The sequence below is a fragment of the Desulforhopalus vacuolatus genome (assembly GCF_016918505.1).
Taxonomy (GTDB): domain Bacteria; phylum Desulfobacterota; class Desulfobulbia; order Desulfobulbales; family Desulfocapsaceae; genus Desulforhopalus; species Desulforhopalus vacuolatus.
The window spans coordinates 44,156-68,261 of sequence record NZ_JAFFPZ010000005.1 but is presented as its reverse complement, the minus strand read 5'-3'; the positions used below and the strand labels follow the sequence as shown (position 1 = coordinate 68,261).

The following is a 24,106-nucleotide window of genomic DNA, read 5'->3' as shown; positions in this document are numbered from 1 at the left end:
ATACCTCTGAAATTTATAGTTTCAAACTGATTCAATTGGGATTGATACATGATGTCTGTTTTTTTGTCAATCGGGTTTAGTCGGGTTTAATCAGGTTTTACATGAAATGGTAGTGTAGATAATGGTATCAAGCTTTTTATTCCTAAATACATGAGGATAATTTTTGGGGGTTTTTCAGCAACTCTCCAACTTCCTCCATCCCCTTTCCCAGCCTTTCGCTCCAAAGCCTTCCGTCAGCATTGAGCATAATTTCTACGGTCTGTGGATCTTTCAGAGCAGCCAGAAAGTCTGATCCCATATCTCTTTAGAGTTTCAGGATTGCCCTGTCTTTTATGTATTTGTATTTTCCTGCATTTTTCCCTCTTGACGTTTAACTGTTAAAATGGCTATTATATTGACCATCTAAACAAAAAACAATCCTGTTAGAGGCCCTTTATTTTTTGTTTAGCTTTTTTATCCCATCCTCGAACGAGGTAGGCTTGATAATCCGTAAGGAGGGCTTTTATTATTTTATATCCTGATGGTATGTCATTGTTTATATTGGATTTTCCCCTGATAAGATCTACAGGATCTTTATCAAGAGCCTCAGCAATCGACTCAACAATATTCAGAGAAGGGTTCGCTTTTCCACTTAGGATGGCGGAGATGGTCCCGCGTGAAACACTGGACATTGTTGCTAAATTTCTTATTGATATTTTTTTAGTCTCTAAAATTTCTGAAACATTTTGTGAAAATATTTTATTCAACATGCCCATAATCAAATTATTGTTTTTATGCGTTTTAATGACGTTATAAGAAAAGGAGTTTTTAGATAACATAATCTACAACTCTGTTTTGATTTTTACACGAGGTTTGATTAAATTATGAGAAAATTCAATGCGATGGAGCTCATTATGAAAGATGATAAACCTCAGGACTGGTTAGCCCCAGAACCTGCGGAGTTCAAGACGAAGCAGCTCTCTCTTTTTACAGATTTTCTTGTTAATTCAGAAAAAGAGAGAGAAAAACTGTCCAACATTATTAACATTTGGGACAGTATGCCCAAATACAGCGTAACAACGAAAATGCAGAACAGGCTCCGCCAGGGCGGATACCTTCCCAAGTATGAACGCACCTTCAACTATATGGGCGAACCCTATACTATTGAGATCTCACCAGCTCGTATTGGCAAAGGTAAAGAAGAGAAGGAATACTATCCTTCTGTTATGGAAGAGTTTGTAGAGGACGCGCTGCGCAAACTGGCGTGTGAACCAGAACAACTATATTTCAGCCAGAAGCGGGGACGTGTCGGTGTGAAGTTTTCGCTCTATCAACTGCGCAAAGAGTTGAAAGAGCGTGGACACGCCTATACCTGTGCGGAGATTAAGACATCTCTTGATATTTTATCTCAGACAAAAATCAAGGTTGAGTATGCCGAAAAAATGATCGTAACTTCGCCGATTACCAATCTTATTGGTGTATCAGAAAAGGAAATCCAGAAGAATAAGAAAGCGCGATGGTATGTGGAATTTTCTATTTTCCTCAGTCTCGGACTGATGGAAAAAACCTATCGTCAGTACAACTATGAATTAATGATGGGTTTACGCGGACAGCTTACCCGGTGGATTTATAAAAGGCTGGTCTCCCGTTACACCCAGGCAAGTATTTTTTTGCCTTATGATTGTTCACTCAGGATGATTGAACGTGATAGTGGTTTACTTAATGCGTCAACGACACCAGACAAAAAAAGACTTCTGCAACGATCCCTTGAAGAACTTGTTGAGAAGAATGTTTTAATGGAATTTCAAATAGATAAACCAGAGCGAGGGCCAAAAAATAAAATTATAAACATAGGGTATCACCTACGCCCTACCATGGAGTTCGTTGATGAGATTAAACGGGCAAATAAGAGGTTCGCAATCAAAGATACCCGGTGAAAAACCGGGAGGTACAGTACATGACTGGGAGCCTGTCCGAGAATGCTCTTTTGCCCAAACTTCTCGTTATTTTCAGAAACCAATGCTCGTAATATCAACTATATAGATGTGCTTATTTTGTGAAAATGCCTCGATTTTGGATAGAATGCCTATTCTCAGACAGGCTCCTATAGTCCCTGGCTGGTGAATCGATACTCTTTTGAATTTATAATCGTCGATATGTTAGCAAGTTAGCAGTATCTGCTGGCTCAAGTCAGCTGCTATGCACTATAGAGGTAATTTCGGGAGGTACAGTACATGGGTCTCGGGAGGTACAGTACATGGGACTCGGGAGGTACAGTACATGACTAAAAATAAACCGGGAGGTACAGTACATGACTAAAAAGAAAACCGGGAGGTACAGTACATGGGTGGTTTAAAAACCGGGAGGTACAAGACATGGGTGGCCTAAAAAACGGGAGGTACAGTACATGGGTTTCGGGAGGTACAGCACAGGGGTCAAACAAAAAAAACCAATATAATTAGGGAGTTATAGTGTAAATAATTACCCTTATCCTTGTTTAACCTTGTTTAACCTTTAACCTTGTTTAACCTTCTTTAACCCTGGTACCCATAATGGCCTCTTCTTCAGCACCCTCCCCTGCCCAGGAAATTCCTCTTGATCTGATAGATGAAGATCCGAATCAGCCCCGGAAGAAAGACAATCCTGGATTCACAAGGAAAAGTCTCCAGGAGCTTGCGGACACTATTTCTGTTTCTGGCGTAAAAAGTCCGATCTCTTTACGGATTCATCCCGAAAAAGCTGACCGATACATGATAAATCATGGTGCAAGGCGGTTCCGTGCCTCAAAAATTGCTGGAAAAACAACGATCCCTGCATTTCTCGACAAAACCTTTACTGAACTGGATCAAGCAATCGAGAACCTGCAACGAGAAGATATGACACCAATGGAGATAGCTGTTCTTCTCCAAAAAGAGCTGCAACGTGGTACAAAACGGATACACATTGCCAAAAAAATAGGAAAGTCTCCGGCATATATTACTCAGCACCTTGGATTACTTGACCTGCCTCCGGCAGTCAAAATCGCATGGGATAAAGGCAAAGTAAAAAACGTCTCACTGGTTAGTGACCTTGCAAGAGCCTATCGAACAGATCCAACCCGAACAACAGCATGGATCGAAGACTCTCCAGAGATAACCATGAATGGACTCAGATCTTTGAGAAAATATCTAAAATATGTCCACCAAAACGTTGATCCTGTAAAAAATCCTGAAAAAGCTTCTGAAGAAAAACAACAAAACAGGCGACCTTCAATAAAATGGCAAATATGGGTTGATTATCGAGGGCAGAAAGCCGTTTTACTTTATCGGGAGCCATCTGCTGCAGGAAGAGGCTGGTTACGCGTAGAAGGCGAAATTCGAGCCAGAGAGGTTGATTTAAGCGAATGCTGCTGCCAGCGGGTACTAAAGGTTGACCAAAATCAGATCATTTCTTCAGATTGACCTTCCTTTACACTGGACTACAATGCCTGATTTTTTAAGTTGCAACTAACAAAAGAGGGTGAAATGAAAAAACGTGTTGCACTTATTGTACTCATCCAGCACCCTGCTATATATAACGGTAGCAAGTTTGTTTTCTACAATATCATCAGGAACTATAATAGTCCCAGATTCCAGTTGGTAAACACCTTTAATCTTGCCAGCTTTAAAATGATTCCAAGCTGTTCTATAACCAATGCCAAGGTTCTTGGTATATGCAGATAGCATCATAAAATTCATCCTAAGCCCTGTTTGTATTACTACAACATACTATATAATACTACATTACAAGTGAATCTTTATAATACAGAATCTACAGGTCAACACCTTTAAGCGGTAGGTACAGGCTGCAGGTCAGTACTTTTAGGCGGTAGGTACAGGCTGCAGGTCAGCACCTTTAGGCGGTAGGTACAGGTTGCAGGTCAGCACCTTTAGGCGGTAGGTACAGGTTGCAGGTCAGCACCTTCAGGCGGTAGGTACAGGTTGCAGGTCAGTACTTTTAGGCGGTAGGTACAGGTTGCAGGTCAGCAAAAAAGCACCTTTAGGCGGTAGGTACGGGTTGCAGGTCAGTACCTTTAGGCGGTAGGTACAGGTTGCAGATCAGCAAAAAAGCGGTAGGTACAGGTTGCAGGTTGCGGTAGGTACAGGTTGCAGGTTAAAAAAAATAACACCCATAAAACAAGGGGTTATACGTAAAAAATGATTTCTAAGCTGTTTTAACCTGTTTTATCCCTTTACCCTTAAATACATACCCCTTTAAAAGTATAAATAATTGCTCCAAATCTGTTTAGCCTTCTTTAAACCCTGGTACCCATAATGGCCTCTTCTTCAGCACCCTCCCCTGCCCAGGAAATTCCTCTTGATCTGATAGATGAAGATCCGAATCAACCCCGGCAGAAAGACAACAAAACAGGCGACCCTCAATAAAATGGCAAATGTGGGTTAATTATCGAGGGCAGGAAGCCGTTTTACTTTATCGGGAGCCATCATCTGCTGCAGGAAGAGGGGTTACGCGTAGAAGGCGAAATTCGAGCCAGAGAGGTTGATTTAAGCGAATGCTGCTGTCGGCGGGTACTAAAGGTTGATCAAAATCAGATCATTTGAAAAAACGTGTTGCACTTATTACTTGAATTCAGCAATCCATTCATCCAGAAATTGTTGAGCTGTGTAAACTCCTGACCAGCATTATTAAAACCAGCCGTCAACAATGTAAACAGGAAAATTAAAAATGAATAATGAAAAAAAATTATCAATTATCAACTGACAATTTTCCATTGGAGAAAATATCATGAAAGGTGCTTTGGATGTATTGACCGTAAAGGGATTTAAATCCATTCAGGACCTCAATGAGTTCAGGTTGGGAGACCTCAATGTCATTATCGGTGCAAACGGGGCGGGGAAAAGTAATTTTGTGCAGATATTCCGTATGTTGATGGCGATGACGCAGAAAAACTTTACCAAATATATACTTGAGCGCGGCGGTGCAGACAATTTTCTTTTCAATGGGCCAAAAGTAACTCCAAAAATAACTATGAAGTTTGAGTTTGCCTCGCACAGTGATAATACAGCTGGCTCAAATTCGTACGGTTTTGAACTTACTCCAACGGTAGATGAAAAATTTCTGATTAGCGAAGAACGTAAATACGTAACTACAAATTGGCGCTCTTATGGAAGCCCATCCGAGGAAAGCCGTTTATATGATGAACGGAATGAGAAATCGTGGGATGGGCAAGGGAATGGTGTCGGACATTTCGTTTATGAATCCATCTCAAATTGGATGGTGTACCACTTTCATGATACCAGTTCGTCCTCGCCCATGCGTCGTTCGGAAATCGTGGAAGATTACCATAAGCTGAGAGGCGATGCAGCGAATATCGCGCCATTTCTATTGCATCTCAAAGAGGATGAATCCTTTTCTGGATGTTATCAAAAAATTGTTGATGCAATCCGTTTGGTAACACCGTTCTTTGATGACTTCCGGCTGGATGTACAGAAACGTGGTGAGGCGGAAAAAGTCCGGCTAAGCTGGAGTCAGAAAGGATCGGACTTTCCAATGCAGCCCTATCATCTTTCGGACGCTACCATTCGTTTTATCTGCCTCGCCACAGCCCTGTTGCAACCGAATCCTCCTTCCACAATCATCATCGATGAACCGGAACTGGGTCTGCATCCGGCAGCAATAGTGATTCTCGCTGAATTGATTCATTCTGCGGCAACAGGAACTCAGGTCATTGTGGCAACGCAATCGCCCGCGCTTATCGACCAATTTACTCTTGAGGACATTATTATTGTGTATCGTAAAGATGGCGCGTCAACATTCCAGCGACTGAAGGAAAAGGATTTTTCGGTATGGCTGGAAAACTACTCCATCGGCGAACTCTGGACCAAGAACGTGATTGCGGGAGGTCCGGTTTATGAGTGAGAGTGAGTATATTGAGGTCGTCGCCATCGTGGAAGGAAAGAAGGCCGGGCCTTGTCCGTGTTCTCCCACAAGCTTTTCCTGCGCAAATCGACCAATGGTTTCAAAAAGACCTGATGAAATTTATTTTACTGCTGAATAATATCGTGCTATCCACTCCCTTGTCATTTTTTGAGCCTGTGCAATCTGCTCCGAAGTCATTTTAGATGTAACTCTATCTCGATTTTTTATTGCAACAGGATATCCGCTTTCAGCACACACGTTATACCATATATATGCCTGAATATAGTTTTGTAAAACACCTTTCCCAAATTCATACATAAGTCCCAGATTATTTTGAGCGTCAGAATATCCTTTTTCAGCCGCTTTTTTATACCATTTGAGGGCCTGCGTATAGTTCTGAGTAGTACCTTGCCCTTTACTGTACATCACTCCTATATCGTATTGAGCGTCAGAATATCCTTGTTCAGCCACTTTTTTACACCATTTAAAGGCCTGTACATAGTTCTGAGTAACGCCTTGCCCTTTAAGATACATAAGTCCTATATTGTATTGAGCGTCTGGAACTCCTTGTTCAGCTGCTTTTTTATACCATTTGAAGGCTTCTCTATAGTTTTGAGTAACACCTTGTCCATTAAAGTACATAATCCCCAGGCAATTTTGAGCTTCAGAATTTCCTTGTTCAGCCAATTTATTAAAAATATTATAAGCAGTTGAATATTCGTCTTTATCACAAGCTGCTACGGCCTCTTCAAATAACCCTGCATTTGCCATGTCAGGCACTGCAGTCAGAACAAGAATAGCTAGAAGTACGTAACAAGTGGTTGAACAGATTCTACTCATACTAAAGTCCTCTTTTTTGGCAAACCTTATTTTTTTCAATATAGCTGTCCTTCCCTGGCATTGGCCTGTAAGTGCCAGCTCCTCTCCTCGAACATTCAGGGGGGACTCGGCCTTCCGCTCTTCAATTTCCATGTCACACGCTCCGCATCTCCGTAGTTCCCCGAGATCATTGCAAAACTGTAGTTTAAGCGAAGGCCGTTTATTTCCCCTTTCTGTTTATACATCTCTCAGCCCCATTACGCCAAGATGAAAAACTCTGTCCAAACGCCTCGGCAGGGAGAGCACATACTCCCATTCGAGTATCCCTGCAAGTGGCAAGGCGAAAAGACGCTATGAGAAAAGTGTGGATTTCGATACATCATCCTTGCCTTTTTTGGGAAAAAAGGGAACAATTGGACAGCTTTATAGAGTATGTTTGCGACGCAATTTCTGAAGCGGCGATCAAGTGGATCAGAGAGCCACTCCAGAGAGGGCCGTTGACTGGCAGTGACTGATTTTGCGGAAATATCTCAGAGACCGGGTATCCGTATCTCAAATAAGACACATGGACGACCCCGAAAATTTAATAAAGAGTTCTGACCATTTTTTCGATCACAACCACCTGTAAACAAAATCAAAAATAACAATTTATGTCTTCTAAAAAACACCTTAACAATAATGGATTCACTCTCGTTGAACTAATGATCGTCGTAACTATAATTGGTATACTGGCGACTATTGCCGTACCTGTCTATCTAAACTACATCAAAATAGCCAGGACAAAAGCACTGGAAGCTGGAGTTGCGAACATAGGCACATGGATTGTTGGCTACATAGCCCTCAATAACTTGAGTGACTATCAAATATATACCTATGAAAACAGCGATTCAACAGAAGAAGTTCTATCAACAGAAATTGAAGATATCTGGGAAGAAGAAAATGGTGCCGGTCTTGATGACAACTCCAACAATATAAGTATGATCAACACAATAAGCAAAAAAAGTGGGGTTGTTAACTGGCCTTCTGTAATTAATATAGGAGAGTTGTTTGAACAACAAGCTCTATATATTACTGACGATATTGACGTTAAATACACACCCGGTACACAAGAATCAGGTTTAGACGATCTAAAAGGTTCTATAGTTATCTGGTATGGTGCAAAAGACACAGACGTCATTTATATTTATTTTGTTGACTCAGATGGTATACAATCAAAGACATTCTGGAAAATTTAACGGAAAATGGATTAGAATTAAACAGAGAATTGCTACCAGTTTATTCCATGCGTTACAAATCATTCCACCGTTATCGTTATGTTTATCGTCACAGTGTAGACAAGGCATGCCTTGTCTCTACAACACCATTGCTGGAATCACTGTTGTGCCGATTTTTGATCGTCTCTACGGAAATCTTTTGCTTTTTCCCGTCTCCCGTCTCCCGTCTCCTTTCTCCCTTTTCCTTTCTCCCTTTCCCCCCAGCGTCTTTTCCACAAAATACCTCGGCCGTCCACGCACATCATGATACACCCTGCCGAGATACTCCCCGAGCAGTCCCATGCCCATGAACTGAAAGCCGATAAAGACAAAGAGTACGGCAAAGAGAGTAAAGATACCGCCCTCCGCCCACTCCGGCCCGTAGCAGAGACGGAGAATACCAAGCAGGGTACCAAAGCCGATACCAAGCACGGAGATGACCATACCGAGCAAAGAAAGCATCCGCAGGGGAAAGGTGGACATTGAGGTGAGCAGATCAAACTGCAGGGCAACCAGCTTGAGGACACTGTATTTGGAGTCGCCGTGCTCACGACTGTGGTGGGCTACCTCAATTTCACGGGTGGTGGCGGCAAAGCTGTTGGCGAGGATGGGAATAAAGGTGGAACGCTCGCGGCACTGCAGGATCGCATCAACGATGGGCCTGCGGTAGGCACGCAGCATACAGCCGTAATCATGCATCATCACCCCGGTGCTCTTCTGCACCATGCGGTTGACGAAGGCGGAGGCAAGGCGGCGGAAGAGACTGTCCTGCCGGTGCTGGCGCACGGTGCCGACCACATCCACCCCGCCAGCCATCTCCGCGAACAGACGGGGAATCTCTTCCGGCGGGTTCTGCAGGTCAGCGTCGAGAGTTATAACGATCCCGCCCACACTTTGTGCCATACCGGCAATGACTGCGGCGTGCTGGCCGTAGTTGCGGTTGAGCAGTACCGCCACAACCTCCGCCTCGGCTGCCGCCGCACTCTCCAGCAATTGCGGGGAGCGATCACGGCTGCCGTCATCCACAAGGATCAGCTCGAAAGGGCAAGCAATTCCCCGGCAGGCAGCAAGGGTCCGCCGGAGCAGCTCCGGCAGGTTCTCCTCCTCATTAAAAACTGGAATAATAACGGAGAGCCTCACTTCAGCACCTCTTTGATGGCGGTAAGGACATCGTCCTGATCGTCCTCTGTCATATCCGGAAAGAGCGGCAGAGAGAGAATGCGATCGGAGTTCCATTCGGTATTTGGCAATGTCCCGGCAACCCCGGGCATGCTCTCCCGGTAATAACGCTGGGTATGGGCGGCACGGAAATGCAGTCCGGTGCCAATATTTTTTTCTTTCAGTCGAGCCATGAAGTCGTCACGGCTCATGCCTGCCCGGTCGGTATCAAGGCGAACGATGAAGAGATGCCAGGCATGGCGCATGGCATAGCCGAACTCCTCTGGGCGGCGCAGGGGCGAAAGTTCGTCAATACCGGCCAGCAGTTCGTGATAGCGTTCGGCAAGGCACGTGCGGGCGGCATTAAATTCATCCAGCCTCGCAAGCTGCCCGAGGCCGAGAGTGGCACAGATGTCGGTGAGATTATACTTGTATCCCGGCTCCAGCACCTCCGCCTGAGGGGAACGTCCCTGCTGACTGCGATCCCAGGCATCCACCCCGAGGCCATGAAACTTCAGACGGCGGATGTGCGCGATCAGTTCGACATTATCGCTGCAGATCATACCGCCCTCACCGGTGGTGATATTTTTGATGGGATGAAAAGAGAAGACGGAGGTACCACAGGTACCCACGGGTTCACCTCGATACTCGGTGCCGATGGCGTGGGCGGCGTCCTCAACGAGGGCGATCCCATATTTTTGGGCAAGGAGATTCAGCGCATCGAGATCAAGGGCGGCACCGGCAAAGTGAACCGGAATAATAAGACGGGTGCAGGCGGAAATCTTTGATTCCACCGTCTCCGCAGTGACCATCAGGCTGTCGCGGTCCACATCAGCGAAAACAGGTGTGGCTCCGGCCAGTTTGATGAGGTTGATGGTTGAAACCCAGGTCATCGACGGAGTGATTACCTCATCACCAGGTCCAATGCCCAGCGCTTTCAACAGCAGGTGCATGCCTCCGGTGGCAGAAGAAAGCGCTACGGCCGCCTCGGCCCTGCAGCGGGCGGCAAACTTTTCTTCAAATTCTACGGATTTTTTACCGGTAGTAATCCAGCCGGAGCGCAGCACATCGGCCACGGCGGCTATCTCATCTTCAGAGATGGTGGGCCTGGAAAAAGGGAGAAATGGAGTTCGCATGATATGTGTGCCACCGGAAAAAGGGAAAGGGATAAGAATCTGCGTCAGTATAGTCTTAAATCTGATACTCCTCAAACATGAAAATGGCGATGATGGAGAGGTCTCCGACGAAGCTGCAGCAGAGAGTTTTTTGCCTTATCTTGACGCGGTGTATAGATTTCGGAGTTGAGCTGATTATCATTGTTTCGTATTCGGGAACGCCTGCCATTCCCGTTACGATTGCCGTCAGGGCATACATTGTCTCTACACAACATTGCGGAAATCATCGTCGTATGTTATTTGCACGGCGTGTTCATCAGCAATAAAACCCCATCTGCAACTCCAGCAACTCCATTCTCAACAAGGAGTTCCATTACCAGGTCAAAACAAGGTGTCCGGGAGTTTTTCTCTCTGTGGCAGGCCATTGTTTTTTCCCTTTTCAGGAAACCATTTGATGATCCCGAACAAAAAAAAGGTCATGCTGGTCTTCAGCATTATTCTTATTACCGGATTCCTGCTCACCAGTTTTGTGAGCTATTATACCTCGCGGGCAGCCCTGCGGGTGGAAATCAGACAGAACGAACTTCCTCTTACCAGCGACACCATCTATTCTGAAATCCAGCGGGATCTGCTGCGGCCCATTTTCATCGCATCCCTCATGGCCAACGATACCTTCCTGCGCGACTGGGTTCTGCATGGCGAAAAAAAAGCGGAGCCCATCACCAGATATCTCAAGGAAATCCAGAAAAAATATGGCACGTTCACCAGCTTTTTCGTATCTGACAAAACAAAAATATATTACCAGTCAGAGGGCATACTCAAGACGGTCAACGAACAGGCAACCCGGGACGTCTGGTATTTCAGGCTGAAGAATCTCGACGCAGAGACAAAGTATGAAATAAACATAGATATCGACATGGCCCACAATGATGCCATGACCATCTTCATCAATCACAAAATGTTCGATTACCAGGGGAAGTACATCGGAGCCACCGGAGTGGGCCTCCAGGCCCATGCCGTCCAGGAATTGATTGATACCTATAAACAGCGCTACAACCGGACGATTTATTTTGTAGACAGGCAGGGCGCAATTACCCTGGACAGTTCCGATCTTCCCGGCCCCCGGGAATCCCTTTTTTCCATGCCCGGCATACAACCCTTTGCATCACACATTCTCGCATCTCCTGAAACATCCGTTACCTACTTCCGAGAAAATAAAACCGTCCACCTGAACACCCGCTTCATACCGGAATTCAAGTGGTATCTTCTTGTAGAACAACCGGAAGATGTGGCCATCCAGACAATCAACCGGGCTCTGGCCGTCAATCTCCTTGCCTGCGCATTCATTACCCTCATTGTGCTGGTACTCACCTATACTGTCCTGACCGCCTACCAGAAGAAGGTCGAGAAGCTGGCCATCACGGATTCCCTGACCGGTGCCTGGAACCGCACGCCCTTTCAAATCATTTTTACTGAGACCTTGAAAGACTGGAAACGAAAAGGCGGTCCCCTTTTTTCCGTTATTCTCCTCGATCTGGATCATTTCAAAGAAATCAACGATACCTATGGACATCCGGCAGGGGATGAGGTGTTAAAAGCCCTTGTCCAGACCATGCAGCAGATCATACGCCGGTCCGATGTCATTTTCCGGTGGGGCGGAGAAGAATTCCTGCTGCTGCTCAAGGAATGCCCGCCTGACCAGGCCAGTGTTACAGCGGAAATGATTCGCGAAAAAATCAAGTTAACCCCCTTCCGGTTTGAAGACCGGACAATCACTGTAACCATCAGTCTTGGCGTGGCAGGGTACCGGAATATGGAAACAAAGGAATCCCTGATCTCCCGGGCGGACCAGGCCATGTATAGAGCCAAACAGCAGGGACGCGACCGGACAGAAATGGCTGTGGAGGAATAACGAAGACATGGGGCAGCATCTGCAACTCCATTCTCAATAAGGAGTTCCATTATCAGGTCAAAATAGTTATTCTCTGTGCGCCAGGTTATTGCTTTTTTTTCCCCTTTTCAGGAGACCATTTGATGATCCCGGACAAAAAAAAGGTCATGCTGGTCTTCAGCATCATTCTGATTGCTGGATTCCTGCTCACCAACCTTATGGGCTATTATACCTCGCGGACGTCCCTGCGGGTGGAAATCAGACAGAACGAACTTCCTCTTACCAGCGACACCATCTATTCTGAAATCCAGCGGGATTTGCTGCTGCCCATTTTCATCACATCCCTCATGGCCAACGACACCTTCCTGCGCGACTGGGTTCTGCATGACGAAAAAGACACGGATGCCATCACCAGATATCTCAAAGAAATCCAGAAAAAATACGGCACTGTAACCAGCTTCTTCGTATCTGACAAAACAAAGACCTATTACCACTCAACGGGCATACTCAGGACGATCAATGCGCATGAGGCCCAGGATCTCTGGTATTTCAGGCTGAAGAATCTCGGCGCAGATACAAAGTATGAGATAAACATAGATATCGACCGGGCCCACAATAATGCCATGACCATCTTCATCAATCACAAAATGTTCGATTACCAGGGGAAGTATATCGGAGCCACCGGAGTAGGCATCCAGGCCAACACCGTCCAGAAATTGATTGAGACCTATAAACAGCGCTACAACCGAACGATTTATTTTACAGACAGACAGGGCGCGGTCACCCTGGACAGTTCCGATCTTCCCGGCCCCCGGGATTCTATTTTTTCCATGCCCGGCATACAACCCTTCGCCTCACAAATCCTGACATCCCCAGAGACCTCCCTCACCTATACCCGGGGGAATGAAACCATCCACCTGAACACCCGCTTCATACCGGAAATCAAGAGGTATCTGTTTGTGGAACAATCGGAAAATGCGGCCATTCAGGAAATCCACCGGGCTCTGGCCATCAATCTCCTTGCCTGCGCATTCATTACCCTTGTTGTACTGATGCTCATTTATATTGTCCTGACCACCTACCAGAAGAAGATCGAGAAGCTGGCCGTCACAGATTCCCTGACCGGTGCCTGTAATCGCACACTCTTTAAAAGCATTTTTGCTGAGACCGTAAAAGACTGGAAACGAAAAGGCGGCCCTGTTTTTTCAGTTATTTTCCTTGATCTGGACCATTTCAAAGAAATCAACGACACCTATGGACATTCGGCAGGGGATGAGGTGTTAAAAGCCCTTGTCCAGACCATACGACAGACCCTGCGCCAGTCCGATGTTATTTTCCGCTGGGGTGGAGAAGAATTTGTGCTGCTGCTCAAGAAATGCCCACCTGCCCAGGCCAGCGTTACAGCGGAAATGATCCGCGAAAAAATCAAGTTAACCCCCTTCCGGTTTGAAGACCGGACAATCACTGTGACCATCAGCCTTGGCGTGGCAGGCTACCGGGATATGGAAACAAAAGAATCCTTAATCGTCCGGGCAGACAAGGCCATGTACAGAGCCAAACAGCAGGGACGCGACCGGACAGAAATGGCTGTGGAGGAATAACGCAACATGGCACTCGATTACACAACCCTCGATCTGCTCCGCCAGAACCACCCCGCATGGCGATTGCTCTGCGCACAGCGTGCGCCCCTGGTGGCCAGTTTTCTGCATCGGATTTTTATTGCCCCCAATGTACGGAGCGTGTCTCAGGCAGATCTGGCCGAGGCACTGGAAGATGAACTTTTTGCCTTGCGTGAACAACTGGGGCCGGAAACACTTCCCGGATCCCCGCAAAAGTACCTCAACGACTGGGCGGAAAATGACAAAGGATGGCTGCGTAAATTTTATCCCGCCGGGACGGATGAACCCCATTTTGACCTGACCCCATCTACAGAAAAAGCACTGGCCTGGCTGGAAAGTTTGACTGAACGAGCCTTTGTAGGAACGGAGTCTCGTCTTCTTACCCTGTTTGAACTTCTGCGTCAGATGAAGGAGGGAAGCCAGAGCGACCCTCGGATACGGGTTGCCGAACTGCAGAAACGCCGTGACGAAATTGACTCTGAAATTGAACAAATCCTTGGCGGAGACATCCCGGTTCTGGATGATACGGCGCTCAAGGATCGTTTCCAGCAATTTCTGCAACTGGCCCGTGAACTGCTGACGGATTTTCGTGAAGTGGAACAGAACTTCAGGACGCTGGATCGCCGGGTACGCGAACGGATCGCCCTCTGGGAAGGAACCAAAGGGGCTTTGCTCCAGGAAATAATGGGCGAACGAGATGCCATCGCCGATTCAGATCAGGGAAAAAGCTTTCGCGCCTTTTGGGATTTTCTCATGTCACAATCCCGTCAGGAAGAGTTGACCCTGCTGCTGGACCTGGTGCTGGACCTGCCGTCGATCGTGGAAATGCGGCCTGAACCGCGCCTGCGCCGCGTTCACTACGACTGGCTGGAAGCGGGAGAACATACTCAGCGGATGGTGGCCCGGCTCTCTGAACAACTGCGCAGGTTTCTCGATGACCAGGCATGGCTGGAAAACCGGCGCATCATGGACATTCTGCGCGGTGTCGAAACCCATGCACTGGCACTGCGCGAAGACTTTCCTGCCGGGGGGTTCATGCCCCTGGCTGCAACCTCCGTCAGCATTGAACTTCCCCTGGAAAGACCTCTCTACCGCCCATCAATCAAGGCATTGATCACCGATATCGCCCTGGATGAAGGGAACGCCGAAATCGATACGGCAGCTCTCTACGCGCAGGTGGTCGTCGACAAAGCCGAACTTGCACGCAACATCAGCCAGGAACTTCAGGACCGCAGTCAGATCACCCTTGGTGAAGTAATCTCACGTCATCCCCTGCGCAATGGCCTGGCTGAACTGCTTGCCTATATGCAACTGGCCGGAGAATGGCCACAAACGACAGTGGATGAAAAAGAGCAGGAAAAGATCAGCTGGCAGACCGACACAGGTACAATCAGGCAGGCGACCCTGCTTCGTATTATCTTAATGAGGAACGGATAATGGATCATTCAAATAGCGATGAAACCCGGCCGATCTATCCCGTGCAGGAACTTTCACCCGTTGTGGTGCCCCTTTTGAAGGGCGTTATCTACCGGGAAGAAAATCCGGCACTGTGGAATTCCCTGCTCAATCTGCAGGCAGGTATTCGGGACTATGTGCTCGTGCTGGGCCTGGAGCTCATTCTTGACGAGGCCGAAGGATACGCTTTTTTGCGTTCCAAAGTCGAACCCGATGAAGAGATCGCCACTGCTGTTCCACGGCTGGTGACACGGAGGCAGCTCTCCTATCCGGTCAGCCTTCTCCTGGCACTGCTGCGCAAGAAGCTTGCCGAATTCGACGCCAGTGGCACGGAAACACGGATGATTCTTTCCCGGGATGAGGTGGTGGAGATGATCCGGATTTTTCTTCCGGTCGGGAGTAACGAGGTCAAATTGATCGACCAGGTTGATGCCAATCTGAACAAGATTGCTGATCTCGGTTTTATCCGACGTTTGCGGGGCCAGAAACAGATGATTGAGGTTCGACGAATCATCAAGGCATTTATCGACGCTCAGTGGCTGGCCGATTTTGATCTGCGGCTGACCGAATACCGGCAGCATCTTGAGCCAACACAGGAGAAAACAAATGGCTGATCAGCTTGATCTCGATTTCAGTTGTGATGACAGCCTGGCCGGCTTCCGTCTGCAACGCCTTGAAGTTTTCAACTGGGGGACCTTTGACGGACAGATCTGGACCTTGCACCTGGGAGGGAAAAATGAGCTCCTCACAGGAGATATTGGTTCGGGAAAATCAACACTGGTCGATGCCGTAACCACTTTACTGGTACCGAGCCGGCGCATTGCCTACAATAAGGCGGCTGGAGCCAGCAGCAAGGAACGCTCGCTGCGCTCATACGTGCTGGGCTATTTCAAATCCGAACGGCAGGAGAACCTCGGCAGCGCCAAACCCGTTGCCCTGCGCACATCCAGCAGCTATTCCGTAATCCTCGGTGTCTTTCACAACGCCGGATACAAAAAAACAGTGACCCTGGCTCAAGTCTTCTGGATGAAGAACAATGAGAGTCAACCCGCCCGTCTGCACGCCGTGTGTGAACGTGACCTTTCCATCGCCGCTGATTTTTCCGGTTTTGGCACAGAGATTTCAGGTCTGCGCAAACGGCTGCGCAAAGCCGACGTTGAGCTGTTTGACTCCTTTCCTCCCTACGGAGCCTGGTTTCGTCGACGATTCGGAATCGACAACGAGCAGGCACTGGACCTGTTCCATCAGACCGTATCCCTCAAATCAGTGGGCAATCTCACCGATTTTGTGCGCACCCACATGCTCAAGCCCTTTGATGTCGCTCCACTCATCGCCGCCCTTCTTGAGCATTTTGAAAATCTCAACCGGGCTCACAAAGCCGTCCGCAAGGCCAAGCAGCAGGTAGAGATGCTGACTCCCCTGGTGAGCGACTGCACTCGTCACCAGGAGCTGAAACAGATAACGGAAAACCTGCGGAGCAATCGCGACACCCTGCGCCCCTGGTTTGCCACCCTCAAACTTGCACTGCTTGAGAAACGTCTTCTCTCCCTGCATGACGAATACACCCGTCATCATGCCACCATCAAACGTCTGGAAGAACAACGCGGTGCGCAGCAGGAAAGTGAACGCGAACTGCGACGTTCCATCGCCAAAAACGGCGGCGACCGGATCCAGAGCATCGGCGCAGAAATCCGGCAGAAACAGCAAGACCTTGAGGGACGTAAAAAGAAAGCCGTGCGCTATGAAACATTGGCGCACGACCTGGGAGAAGCTCCCGCAACAACGCTGGAAGATTTTCTCTGTCGACGCGCTGAACGTCAGCATCTGCGTGAAGTGGCTGAGGAAAATGAAGTCCGGGTACAGAACGATCTCAACGAAGCCGGGGTTCTTTTTACTCAGGGGAAGCATGAACATGAACAGCTCATCTCTGAAATCAAAGGGTTGAAAGCCCGGCGAAGCAATATCAGCGAAAAGCAGGTCGCCATGCGTCGTTCCCTGTGCAAAGCACTCACATTGCCAGAAGATGAAATGCCCTTTGCAGGCGAACTGCTCCAGGTGCATGAAAACGAACGGGACTGGGAAGGGGCCATTGAACGACTGCTGCACAACTTCAGTCTTTCCCTGCTGGTGCCGGACCAGCACTACGCCCAGGTCGCTGCATGGGTAGATCGTACCCATTTGAAAGGACGACTGGTCTATTTTCATATACGCCAACAGGTACAGCAGAACCTGTCTTCAAGTCATCCTCATTCACTGGCACGTAAACTGGCCATTAAAACCGATTCTAAATATTTTGCATGGATGGAATACGAAGTCGGACGTCGTTTCGATCTGGTCTGCTGCACCAGCCAGAAAACATTTCTGCAGGAAAAGAAAGCCATCACCCAGGCTGGACAGATCAAGATGCCGGGGGGACGTCATGAAAAAGACGACCGCCACCGCCTGGACGATCGCAGCCGCTATGTGCTGGGGTGGAGCAATACAGCAAAAATAGCAGCCCTGGAAGAGAAAGCACAGGTGCAGGAGACGTACCTGGCCGGATTGGGTTCTCGTATCAGTGCTTTGCAGCAGGAACAGACAGCGCTCAAAAAGCAGCTCACCACCCTCTCACAGATCGACGAATATACAGATTTCCGCGATCTCGACTGGCAACCGCTGGCCGTGGACATCGCCACCCTGGAAGCAGAAAGAAAGGCTCTTGAAACAGCCTCAAATATCCTGAAAACTTTGACCGACCAACTTGAAGAGCTGGAAAAAAACCTGAAGAAAACCGAAGATCGCCTTGATGGCTCTAAACACAAACGTTCCCAGACAGAACTGAAGATACAAACTGCCGAGCACCTGCAACGTGAGAGCAAAACACTGCTGCCTGAAGAGGGAACGGATCTTTCACAACAATTCAAACTCCTTGAAGCCATACGTGTCGAAGCCACCGGCGACCATGCACTGACGATCGAATCCTGTGACAATCGTGAGAGAGTCATGCGCGAATGGCTGCAGATACAAATCGACGGCGAAGACAGAAAGCTCAACCGCTTGAGAGACAAAATCATCAAGGCGATGACCGAGTACAAGCAAAAATGGCCGATGGAAACCCGGGAGGTGGACCAGAGTATTGAAGCCGGATTTGAGTACCGGGCCATGCTTGAACAGCTGCAGGCCGACGATCTGCCCCGCTTTGAAAAACGCTTCAAGGAATTGCTCAACGAAAATACTATCCGCGAGGTGGCCAATTTCCAATCGCAGCTGGCCCGCGAACGGGAAACCATCAAGGAACGCATTACCCATATCAATGAATCCCTCACGCAGATAGATTACAATCCCGGTCGGTACATCAGCCTTGAAGCACAAATGAACACCGATGCCGAGATCCGTGCATTTCAGGCTGAGCTGCGCGCCTGCACCGAGGGTACATTGACCGGATCAGAGGATACCCAGTATTCTGAAGCCAAATTTCTGCAGGTACGGCAGATCATTGACCGGTTCCGCGGCCGGACAGAATACTCGGATCTGGATCGACGCTGGACGGCCAAAGTCACCGATGTGCGCAACTGGTTTGTTTTTGCTGCCAGCGAACGCTGGCGGGAGGACAACAGCGAACATGAACATTATGCTGATTCAGGGGGGAAATCCGGAGGGCAGAAAGAAAAGCTCGCCTATACGGTGCTTGCAGCCAGCCTGGCCTATCAATTTGGGCTGGAATGGGGAGAAGTACGGTCGCGTTCCTTCCGTTTCGTGGTGATCGACGAAGCCTTTGGCCGCGGTTCCGATGAATCGGCCCAATACGGACTGCAACTCTTTGCTCAACTCAATCTGCAACTGCTCATCGTCACCCCTCTGCAGAAAATTCACATCATCGAACCCTTTGTCTCAGGAGTCGGTTTTGTTCACAATGAAGAGGGACGCAACTCAGTGCTGCGCAATTTGAGCATCGAAGAATACCGCGCCGAAAAAGAGAAGGTACAGGTGTGAAGTGGACAACCCCGGCCGATCTGCGGGTTCAGGTGCAGAAACTCTGGGACAGGGGATGCCTCCTGGCCGAACTGGCAGGTGGTGAAACGATCTTCCCCCGCCGATTACCCCTGAAAGGACCCAATTCCAAAGAACTGAGTGATCGTTTCAACGAGGTGCGTGACTGGATCACGCACCTGAAAAACATAGACAGCAACTACCGGATTACATGGCGCAGCATCAACCACCGCATCCTGGGAACGAATGAAATCCCTGCTCAGGTATGGATAGACTCGCTGCAAGATGCCCTTGCCGTGCTCGGCAAACGCCGGGAAGCCAGGACCTTTGCCGGGTTGATCGCCCTGACCCGGAAGAGTCATCCAGAACTGCTTCCATGGCTCGCAAAACATCCACTGACAGCTCTGAAACTGGCCGACGACTGGTCGTGTCTACTGAAGATTGTAACCTGGCTGCAGAGTCATCCCCGACCGGGAATCTATCTGCGACAGATCGATATCCCGGGGATACACAGCAAATTCATTGAAAAACACCGGGGAGTGCTGGGGGCCTTGTTTGATCTGACACTGCCGCCGGAGGCTCTTGATCTCACAGCCAGAGGCATGGGAGGATTCTGCAGTCGCTACGGCTTTCAGGAGAAACCCCTGCAGATCAGGTTCCGTATCCTTGATCCAAAATCGGCCCTGCTTTCGACGAAAACCGACCAGGATATAACAGTAACCCAGGCGACCTTTGCCGAATTGAACGTGCCTGTTACCAGGGTATTCATTACCGAAAACGAGATCAACTTTCTGGCCTTTCCACGAGTTCCTGACGCCATGGTTATTTTCGGTGCCGGCTATGGATTTGACAACATGGCCACGGCTCACTGGCTGCAGGAACGGGAAATCCATTATTGGGGAGACATCGATACCCACGGCTTCGCCATTCTCAACCAGCTGCGAAAATTCTTTCCCAGAGCAACATCCTTCTTAATGGATCAGGAAACGCTGCACACCCATCGTACCCTCTGGGGTTTTGAACCTGGCCAGGAAACCGCAGATCTCCCGCGACTGACCTCCTCAGAAAATGCTCTGTATACGGCACTGCACCAAAACCTCTGGGCCAGGCAGGTCCGTCTGGAACAAGAAAGAATCGGCTTCGATTCCCTGCTCGAAGCACTGCAAAAGATCTGACATTGTAACCACGAATGGACACGACTGCGTAGACATCTTTTTTGCTTTTTCCTTTCTCCCGTCTCCTTTCTCCCTTTCCCCCCCCTGCCTTTGAATCCGCCAATACAAAATATAAATGGCATAACTTCTCAAAAATTTATGAGAAAAAAATCAGCTTATCCACTTTTCGACATCAGACTGTTTAGGAATATTACCCACCGATTTCACCTTGCCATCAATCACCACGGCTGGAGTTGAGAAGATACCCATCTGAGCAATTTCCTGAAAATCAGTGATCTTAAGAATTGTCGCTTCAATTCCTTTTGCAGCGACAGCCGCCTTGACAATTTTTTCGGTTTTCTCGCAGGAAGCACACCCTGGTCCACATACTTTAATTTCCATATTGTTCCTCATGTTGTTGTGTTGAATTTAGACTCATCTCATACAGATGAGTCCCGTTTGCTGCGTACTGATTACAAGATACCCTGCGGTCAAAAAATCAGATTAAATAAAAATCCCGTAAATAATATGCCGCTGCCAACCACCCCGATAAAAACAGCTATCAGTTTCAGGGTGAGCACTTTGCGGAGAATGACCATTTCTGGCAGCGATAAGGCAATAACGCTCATCATAAAGGCAAGCACGGTACCAAGTGCGGCCCCCTTGCCAAGAAGCGCTTCTACTACCGGGACGATACCTGCGGCATTGGAGTACATGGGGATACCAACCACAACAGCGGCAGGCACTGACCACCAGGCATCTTTACCCATGATGGTGGCCATAAAAGTTTCGGGCACATAACCGTGAATAGCTGCACCCACACCAATACCTGCAACCACATAGATCCACACCTTGCCAACGATATCCCGCACAGCTTCCCACCCGCGATCAATGCGATCGTGCCAGGTAAGCGTTTCTTCGACGACAACCGCTTCACCTGCCCGCAGCTCCTGAACCCATCCTTCAATCCAATGCTCAAGTTTGAAACGGCCAATGACCCAGCCTGAAACAATGGCAATCACCAGGCCCGAAACAAGATAAATTGCAGCAACTTTCCAGCCAAGCAAACCGTAGAGCAGAATCAGAGCAATTTCATTGACCATCGGAGATGCAATCAGAAAAGAGAAGGTGACGCCCAAAGGAACTCCAGCCTGAACAAAACCGATAAAAAGCGGCACTGCAGAGCAGGAACAAAAGGGGGTGACAATACCAAGCAGCGCGGCCATGACGTTGCCAGTGGACTCTCGTTTACCTGCCAGATATTTACGGGTTCGCTCCTGGGTAAAGAAAGAGCGGATAATGCCAATCACAAAGACAATAAGCGTCAGGAGCATCATCACTTTTGGGGTGTCATAAACAAAAAACTGGATTGCTCCACCGAGATGACTTCCCTTTTCAAGACCGAGCAGCGAATAAGCGAAGAAAGAGGAAAAAGGTTCCAGCTGTTTGTATATTATGTACCAGAGTACAAAGCCAGCCAGACCTGCAATACCGGCCCTGACCAGGGCATAATTTTTCTTTTTTGGTGATTGCTCCAGAGTTGTTTTTTTGCAGTCACAACCACAATCATCGTCTGCGGGTTGAATTGTTTTCATGATGAATATTTCCTTTAATTTTTTACTGCACACGTGCGTAACAGAGCCGCAGCAGGCAGAGCCTTACGCATTATGGCCAGCTCCCTGTCGTCATCCAGCCAGTCGCTTAATTTGAGCAGCATTGCTTCCGCATACGCTGACTCGCTGCCATCTGCCAGACTGTAAATCATCCAGGTTCCCTGCCGTTTTCTTTCCACCAGCCCGGCATCCTCAAGGATTTTCAAGTGCTTGGAGACTGTAGACTGGGCCAGCCCCAAAACCTCTTTAATCTCGCAGACACAGAGTTCCTTTTGCTGCAGGAGTTTTACTACCCGCACCCTGTTTGGGTCGGACAATGCTTTCATTACTTGAATAAATGCTTTCATAGCGTCCTCTTCTATATTCGTATATCGCGATTTAACGATAAATCTAATTGTCTCTTTTCTTTTGTCAATAATTTTTTCAGATCAGGGTATTTTCGGGAAGGTGAAAAAAGGGGAGAAAGGAGGCAGGAGGCAGGAGACGGGAGGCAGGAAAAAAAAGCAAAAGGTCTTTGTAGAGACGACCAATTGGGGCGTCTCCAGCACAACGGGCGTTTCTACAATAAGATCAATTTTACATCCTGTTTATCCAGTCGTAATCGCCCACCTTCTTCGTTACAGGGTACCTTGAATAACCAGTCTTTTGCCCATATCCTTCGTTACAGTCAAAAATTTATCCTCCGACAAAGCGAGGAACGAGACGTCGAGATATCAAACATATAGCTCCGGTAAATTTTCTCCTGTGCCTCGAAGATGAACACAAGACAAGATTATTCAAGGGACCCAAAAGGTTACAGTAAACCAAGATGTTTTGCCCTGGAGCAGAGCTGTTCTGCCATACGCACCGTTGCCTGATCAACCATCCGGCCTTCAACAGCAATAGCTCCTTTGCCGGAAGACGCTGCCTCTTCATTGGCAGCCAGGACTTTTTGGGCCAGAGCAATCTCTGCTGCTGCCGGAGTAAAGACCTCGTTAATCACATCGATTTGAGCCGGGTGAATTGCCCATTTTCCATCACAGCCAAGGGCACAGGTCATAACCGCAGCCTTTCTCAAACCCTCTTCATCTTTAAAATTACCGTAAGGGGCATCAATTGCCAGGGCACCACAGGCTTTGGCTGACATCACCATCCGGGAAAGCGGATAGTGCCAGCGATGACCGGGGTAGAGATCTTCTTCCTTTTCACCATGCCCTGAGATAGAAACCAGGCGGGCACCAACGGAGGCTGAATAATCAGCAATCCCAAAAACCAGGCCGAGGATACGCGGACTCGCCGCAGCGATTTTCGCGGCATTGAGAAGGCCTTCAGCTGTTTCGATAGACGCCTCTATCCCGAGAGTTCTACTGAATCCTTTACTCATTTCAATGCCGCTCAGCATGCAGTCGGCAAAATGAATATCCTTCTCCGTGTTCACCTTTGGAATAACAATGTTATCGATGATTTCCCCGGCACCTTCGGCAACTTCAAGAAGATCACGATAGCCAAATGGGGTATCCAGCGAATTGATGCGAACCGTGACCGTTTTTTTGGACCAGTCAAATTTATGCAGTGTTTCGATTACCTGGGCCCGTGCCTGCTCTTTCTGATCCACAGGTACACTGTCTTCCAGATCAAGCATAACAACATCGGCAGCACACTCTGCCGCTTTGGGGTGCATTTTGGTTACATGACCGGGTACGGATAAATTAGATCGACGTGGTTTCATGGAAAACTCCTTGAAAAAAGATTTATAATAGTCATCACTCCATTCGCGTAAACTGAAAAACTCTCCGGAATTACTCTCCATGCCGGAATACATTTCTGGTCCCAGACCGAGGAGTTTCAACATTCTTGCCTGTAACGATAAGTATGTCTTTTGATCTCATATTATTTATCACAGGGGTAGATACAGCAACATTTTGAGCAGAATCCAAATGGGACAAAAATCTCTCAATCTCTCGTTCCCCCATATCTTTGGGGTGGCGTTTTTTTCAATAAAAATAGATAGATCGTAAAATTCACTGGCAATACGTTTTTTCTGTTGAGCGTGCGTAATGAGAGTATCTCAGGGGTTCACGCACTTGATCCATCATTTTAAGCTGAGGATTTGGAGTGAATTTTGGCTTGTTTTTCATCATAGCTGTGATAATATCAGATTGTGTGAAAAAAAGGGAAGATAAAAGTAATAACTGAACATGATT

At 48.0% G+C, this 24,106-nt stretch carries 20 protein-coding genes and 1 pseudogene; 10 read left to right on the top strand and 11 right to left on the bottom strand.

Going from position 1 to position 24,106, the window contains the following annotated elements; genetic code table 11:
- Positions 1-178: 178 nt before the first annotated feature.
- Positions 179-334, bottom strand: a pseudogene (locus tag JWG39_RS17020) (P-type conjugative transfer ATPase TrbB); the annotation flags it as partial.
- Positions 335-422: 88 nt separating this feature from the next.
- Positions 423-818, bottom strand: a complete 396-nt coding sequence (locus JWG39_RS04835) for a helix-turn-helix domain-containing protein (RefSeq protein ID WP_205218248.1) — start codon at positions 816-818, stop codon at positions 423-425.
- A gap of 75 nt (positions 819-893) precedes the next feature.
- Here JWG39_RS04835 and JWG39_RS04830 point away from each other — a divergent pair, with 75 nt between their 5' ends.
- From JWG39_RS04830 to JWG39_RS04820, 3 genes are all read left to right on the top strand, one after another.
- Positions 894-1,916, top strand: a complete 1,023-nt coding sequence (locus JWG39_RS04830) for a hypothetical protein (RefSeq protein WP_205218247.1) — start codon at positions 894-896, stop codon at positions 1,914-1,916.
- Positions 1,917-2,531: 615 nt separating this feature from the next.
- Positions 2,532-3,419, top strand: coding sequence for a ParB/RepB/Spo0J family partition protein (locus JWG39_RS04825; RefSeq protein ID WP_205218246.1), 888 nt, complete (start codon positions 2,532-2,534; stop codon positions 3,417-3,419).
- A gap of 1,324 nt (positions 3,420-4,743) precedes the next feature.
- Positions 4,744-5,877, top strand: coding sequence for an AAA family ATPase (locus JWG39_RS04820; RefSeq protein ID WP_205218245.1), 1,134 nt, complete (start codon positions 4,744-4,746; stop codon positions 5,875-5,877).
- Between the two features lie 120 nt (positions 5,878-5,997).
- On the opposite strand, the gene JWG39_RS04815 is transcribed toward JWG39_RS04820, so the two are convergent.
- Complete coding sequence (locus JWG39_RS04815) at positions 5,998-6,849, bottom strand: tetratricopeptide repeat protein (protein ID WP_205218244.1); 852 nt, start codon at positions 6,847-6,849, stop codon at positions 5,998-6,000.
- A gap of 497 nt (positions 6,850-7,346) precedes the next feature.
- Here JWG39_RS04815 and JWG39_RS17360 point away from each other — a divergent pair, with 497 nt between their 5' ends.
- Complete coding sequence (locus tag JWG39_RS17360; protein ID WP_205218243.1) at positions 7,347-7,931, top strand: type IV pilin protein; 585 nt, start codon at positions 7,347-7,349, stop codon at positions 7,929-7,931.
- Positions 7,932-8,096: 165 nt separating this feature from the next.
- On the opposite strand, the gene JWG39_RS04805 is transcribed toward JWG39_RS17360, so the two are convergent.
- The 4 genes from JWG39_RS04805 to JWG39_RS16705 are packed head-to-tail and all read right to left on the bottom strand — an operon-like array spanning position 8,097 to position 10,647.
- Positions 8,097-9,089 (bottom strand): glycosyltransferase, encoded by a 993-nt coding sequence (locus JWG39_RS04805; RefSeq protein WP_338032178.1) that lies wholly within the window; start codon positions 9,087-9,089, stop codon positions 8,097-8,099.
- Positions 9,086-10,243 (bottom strand): aminotransferase class I/II-fold pyridoxal phosphate-dependent enzyme, encoded by a 1,158-nt coding sequence (locus tag JWG39_RS04800; protein WP_205218241.1) that lies wholly within the window; start codon positions 10,241-10,243, stop codon positions 9,086-9,088. The genes JWG39_RS04805 and JWG39_RS04800 overlap by 4 nt, the downstream gene beginning before the upstream one ends.
- 55 nt (positions 10,244-10,298) lie before the next feature.
- Positions 10,299-10,481: a hypothetical protein gene (locus tag JWG39_RS04795; RefSeq protein ID WP_205218240.1), complete on the bottom strand. Its 183-nt coding sequence runs from the start codon at positions 10,479-10,481 to the stop codon at positions 10,299-10,301.
- A 37-nt stretch (positions 10,482-10,518) separates the two neighbouring features.
- On the bottom strand, positions 10,519-10,647 hold the full coding sequence (locus JWG39_RS16705; protein WP_275888957.1) for a hypothetical protein: 129 nt from the start codon (positions 10,645-10,647) through the stop codon (positions 10,519-10,521).
- 29 nt (positions 10,648-10,676) lie between these two features.
- Here JWG39_RS16705 and JWG39_RS04790 point away from each other — a divergent pair, with 29 nt between their 5' ends.
- From JWG39_RS04790 to JWG39_RS04765, 6 genes are all read left to right on the top strand, one after another.
- The gene (locus JWG39_RS04790; protein ID WP_205218239.1) at positions 10,677-12,134 is read left to right on the top strand and encodes a sensor domain-containing diguanylate cyclase; all 1,458 of its coding nucleotides are present in this window, start codon (positions 10,677-10,679) and stop codon (positions 12,132-12,134) included.
- Positions 12,135-12,256: 122 nt separating this feature from the next.
- Positions 12,257-13,714, top strand: coding sequence for a sensor domain-containing diguanylate cyclase (locus JWG39_RS04785; protein ID WP_205218238.1), 1,458 nt, complete (start codon positions 12,257-12,259; stop codon positions 13,712-13,714).
- Between the two features lie 6 nt (positions 13,715-13,720).
- A complete protein-coding gene (locus tag JWG39_RS04780) occupies positions 13,721-15,169 on the top strand; it encodes a DUF3375 domain-containing protein (RefSeq protein ID WP_205218237.1) in 1,449 nt (482 codons plus the stop codon).
- A complete protein-coding gene (locus JWG39_RS04775; RefSeq protein ID WP_205218236.1) occupies positions 15,169-15,801 on the top strand; it encodes a DUF4194 domain-containing protein in 633 nt (210 codons plus the stop codon). The genes JWG39_RS04780 and JWG39_RS04775 overlap by 1 nt, the downstream gene beginning before the upstream one ends.
- Entirely contained in the window at positions 15,794-19,159 is a 3,366-nt protein-coding gene (locus tag JWG39_RS04770) for an ATP-binding protein (RefSeq protein WP_205218235.1), read from the top strand. The genes JWG39_RS04775 and JWG39_RS04770 overlap by 8 nt, the downstream gene beginning before the upstream one ends.
- The gene (locus JWG39_RS04765; RefSeq protein ID WP_205218234.1) at positions 19,156-20,331 is read left to right on the top strand and encodes a DUF3322 domain-containing protein; all 1,176 of its coding nucleotides are present in this window, start codon (positions 19,156-19,158) and stop codon (positions 20,329-20,331) included. Before JWG39_RS04770 ends, JWG39_RS04765 begins: the two co-directional genes overlap by 4 nt.
- A gap of 150 nt (positions 20,332-20,481) precedes the next feature.
- On the opposite strand, the gene JWG39_RS04760 is transcribed toward JWG39_RS04765, so the two are convergent.
- From JWG39_RS04760 to JWG39_RS04745, 4 genes are all read right to left on the bottom strand, one after another.
- Positions 20,482-20,712, bottom strand: coding sequence for a thioredoxin family protein (locus JWG39_RS04760; RefSeq protein ID WP_205218233.1), 231 nt, complete (start codon positions 20,710-20,712; stop codon positions 20,482-20,484).
- 89 nt (positions 20,713-20,801) lie between these two features.
- Positions 20,802-21,905 carry a permease gene (locus JWG39_RS04755; protein WP_205218232.1) on the bottom strand — a complete coding sequence of 368 codons (1,104 nt, stop codon included), beginning with the start codon at positions 21,903-21,905 and terminating at the stop codon, positions 20,802-20,804.
- 14 nt (positions 21,906-21,919) lie between these two features.
- On the bottom strand, positions 21,920-22,270 hold the full coding sequence (locus JWG39_RS04750) for an ArsR/SmtB family transcription factor (protein WP_205218231.1): 351 nt from the start codon (positions 22,268-22,270) through the stop codon (positions 21,920-21,922).
- A gap of 446 nt (positions 22,271-22,716) precedes the next feature.
- Positions 22,717-23,631, bottom strand: coding sequence for an HpcH/HpaI aldolase/citrate lyase family protein (locus JWG39_RS04745; protein WP_205218230.1), 915 nt, complete (start codon positions 23,629-23,631; stop codon positions 22,717-22,719).
- Between the last annotated feature and the right edge of the window lie 475 nt (positions 23,632-24,106).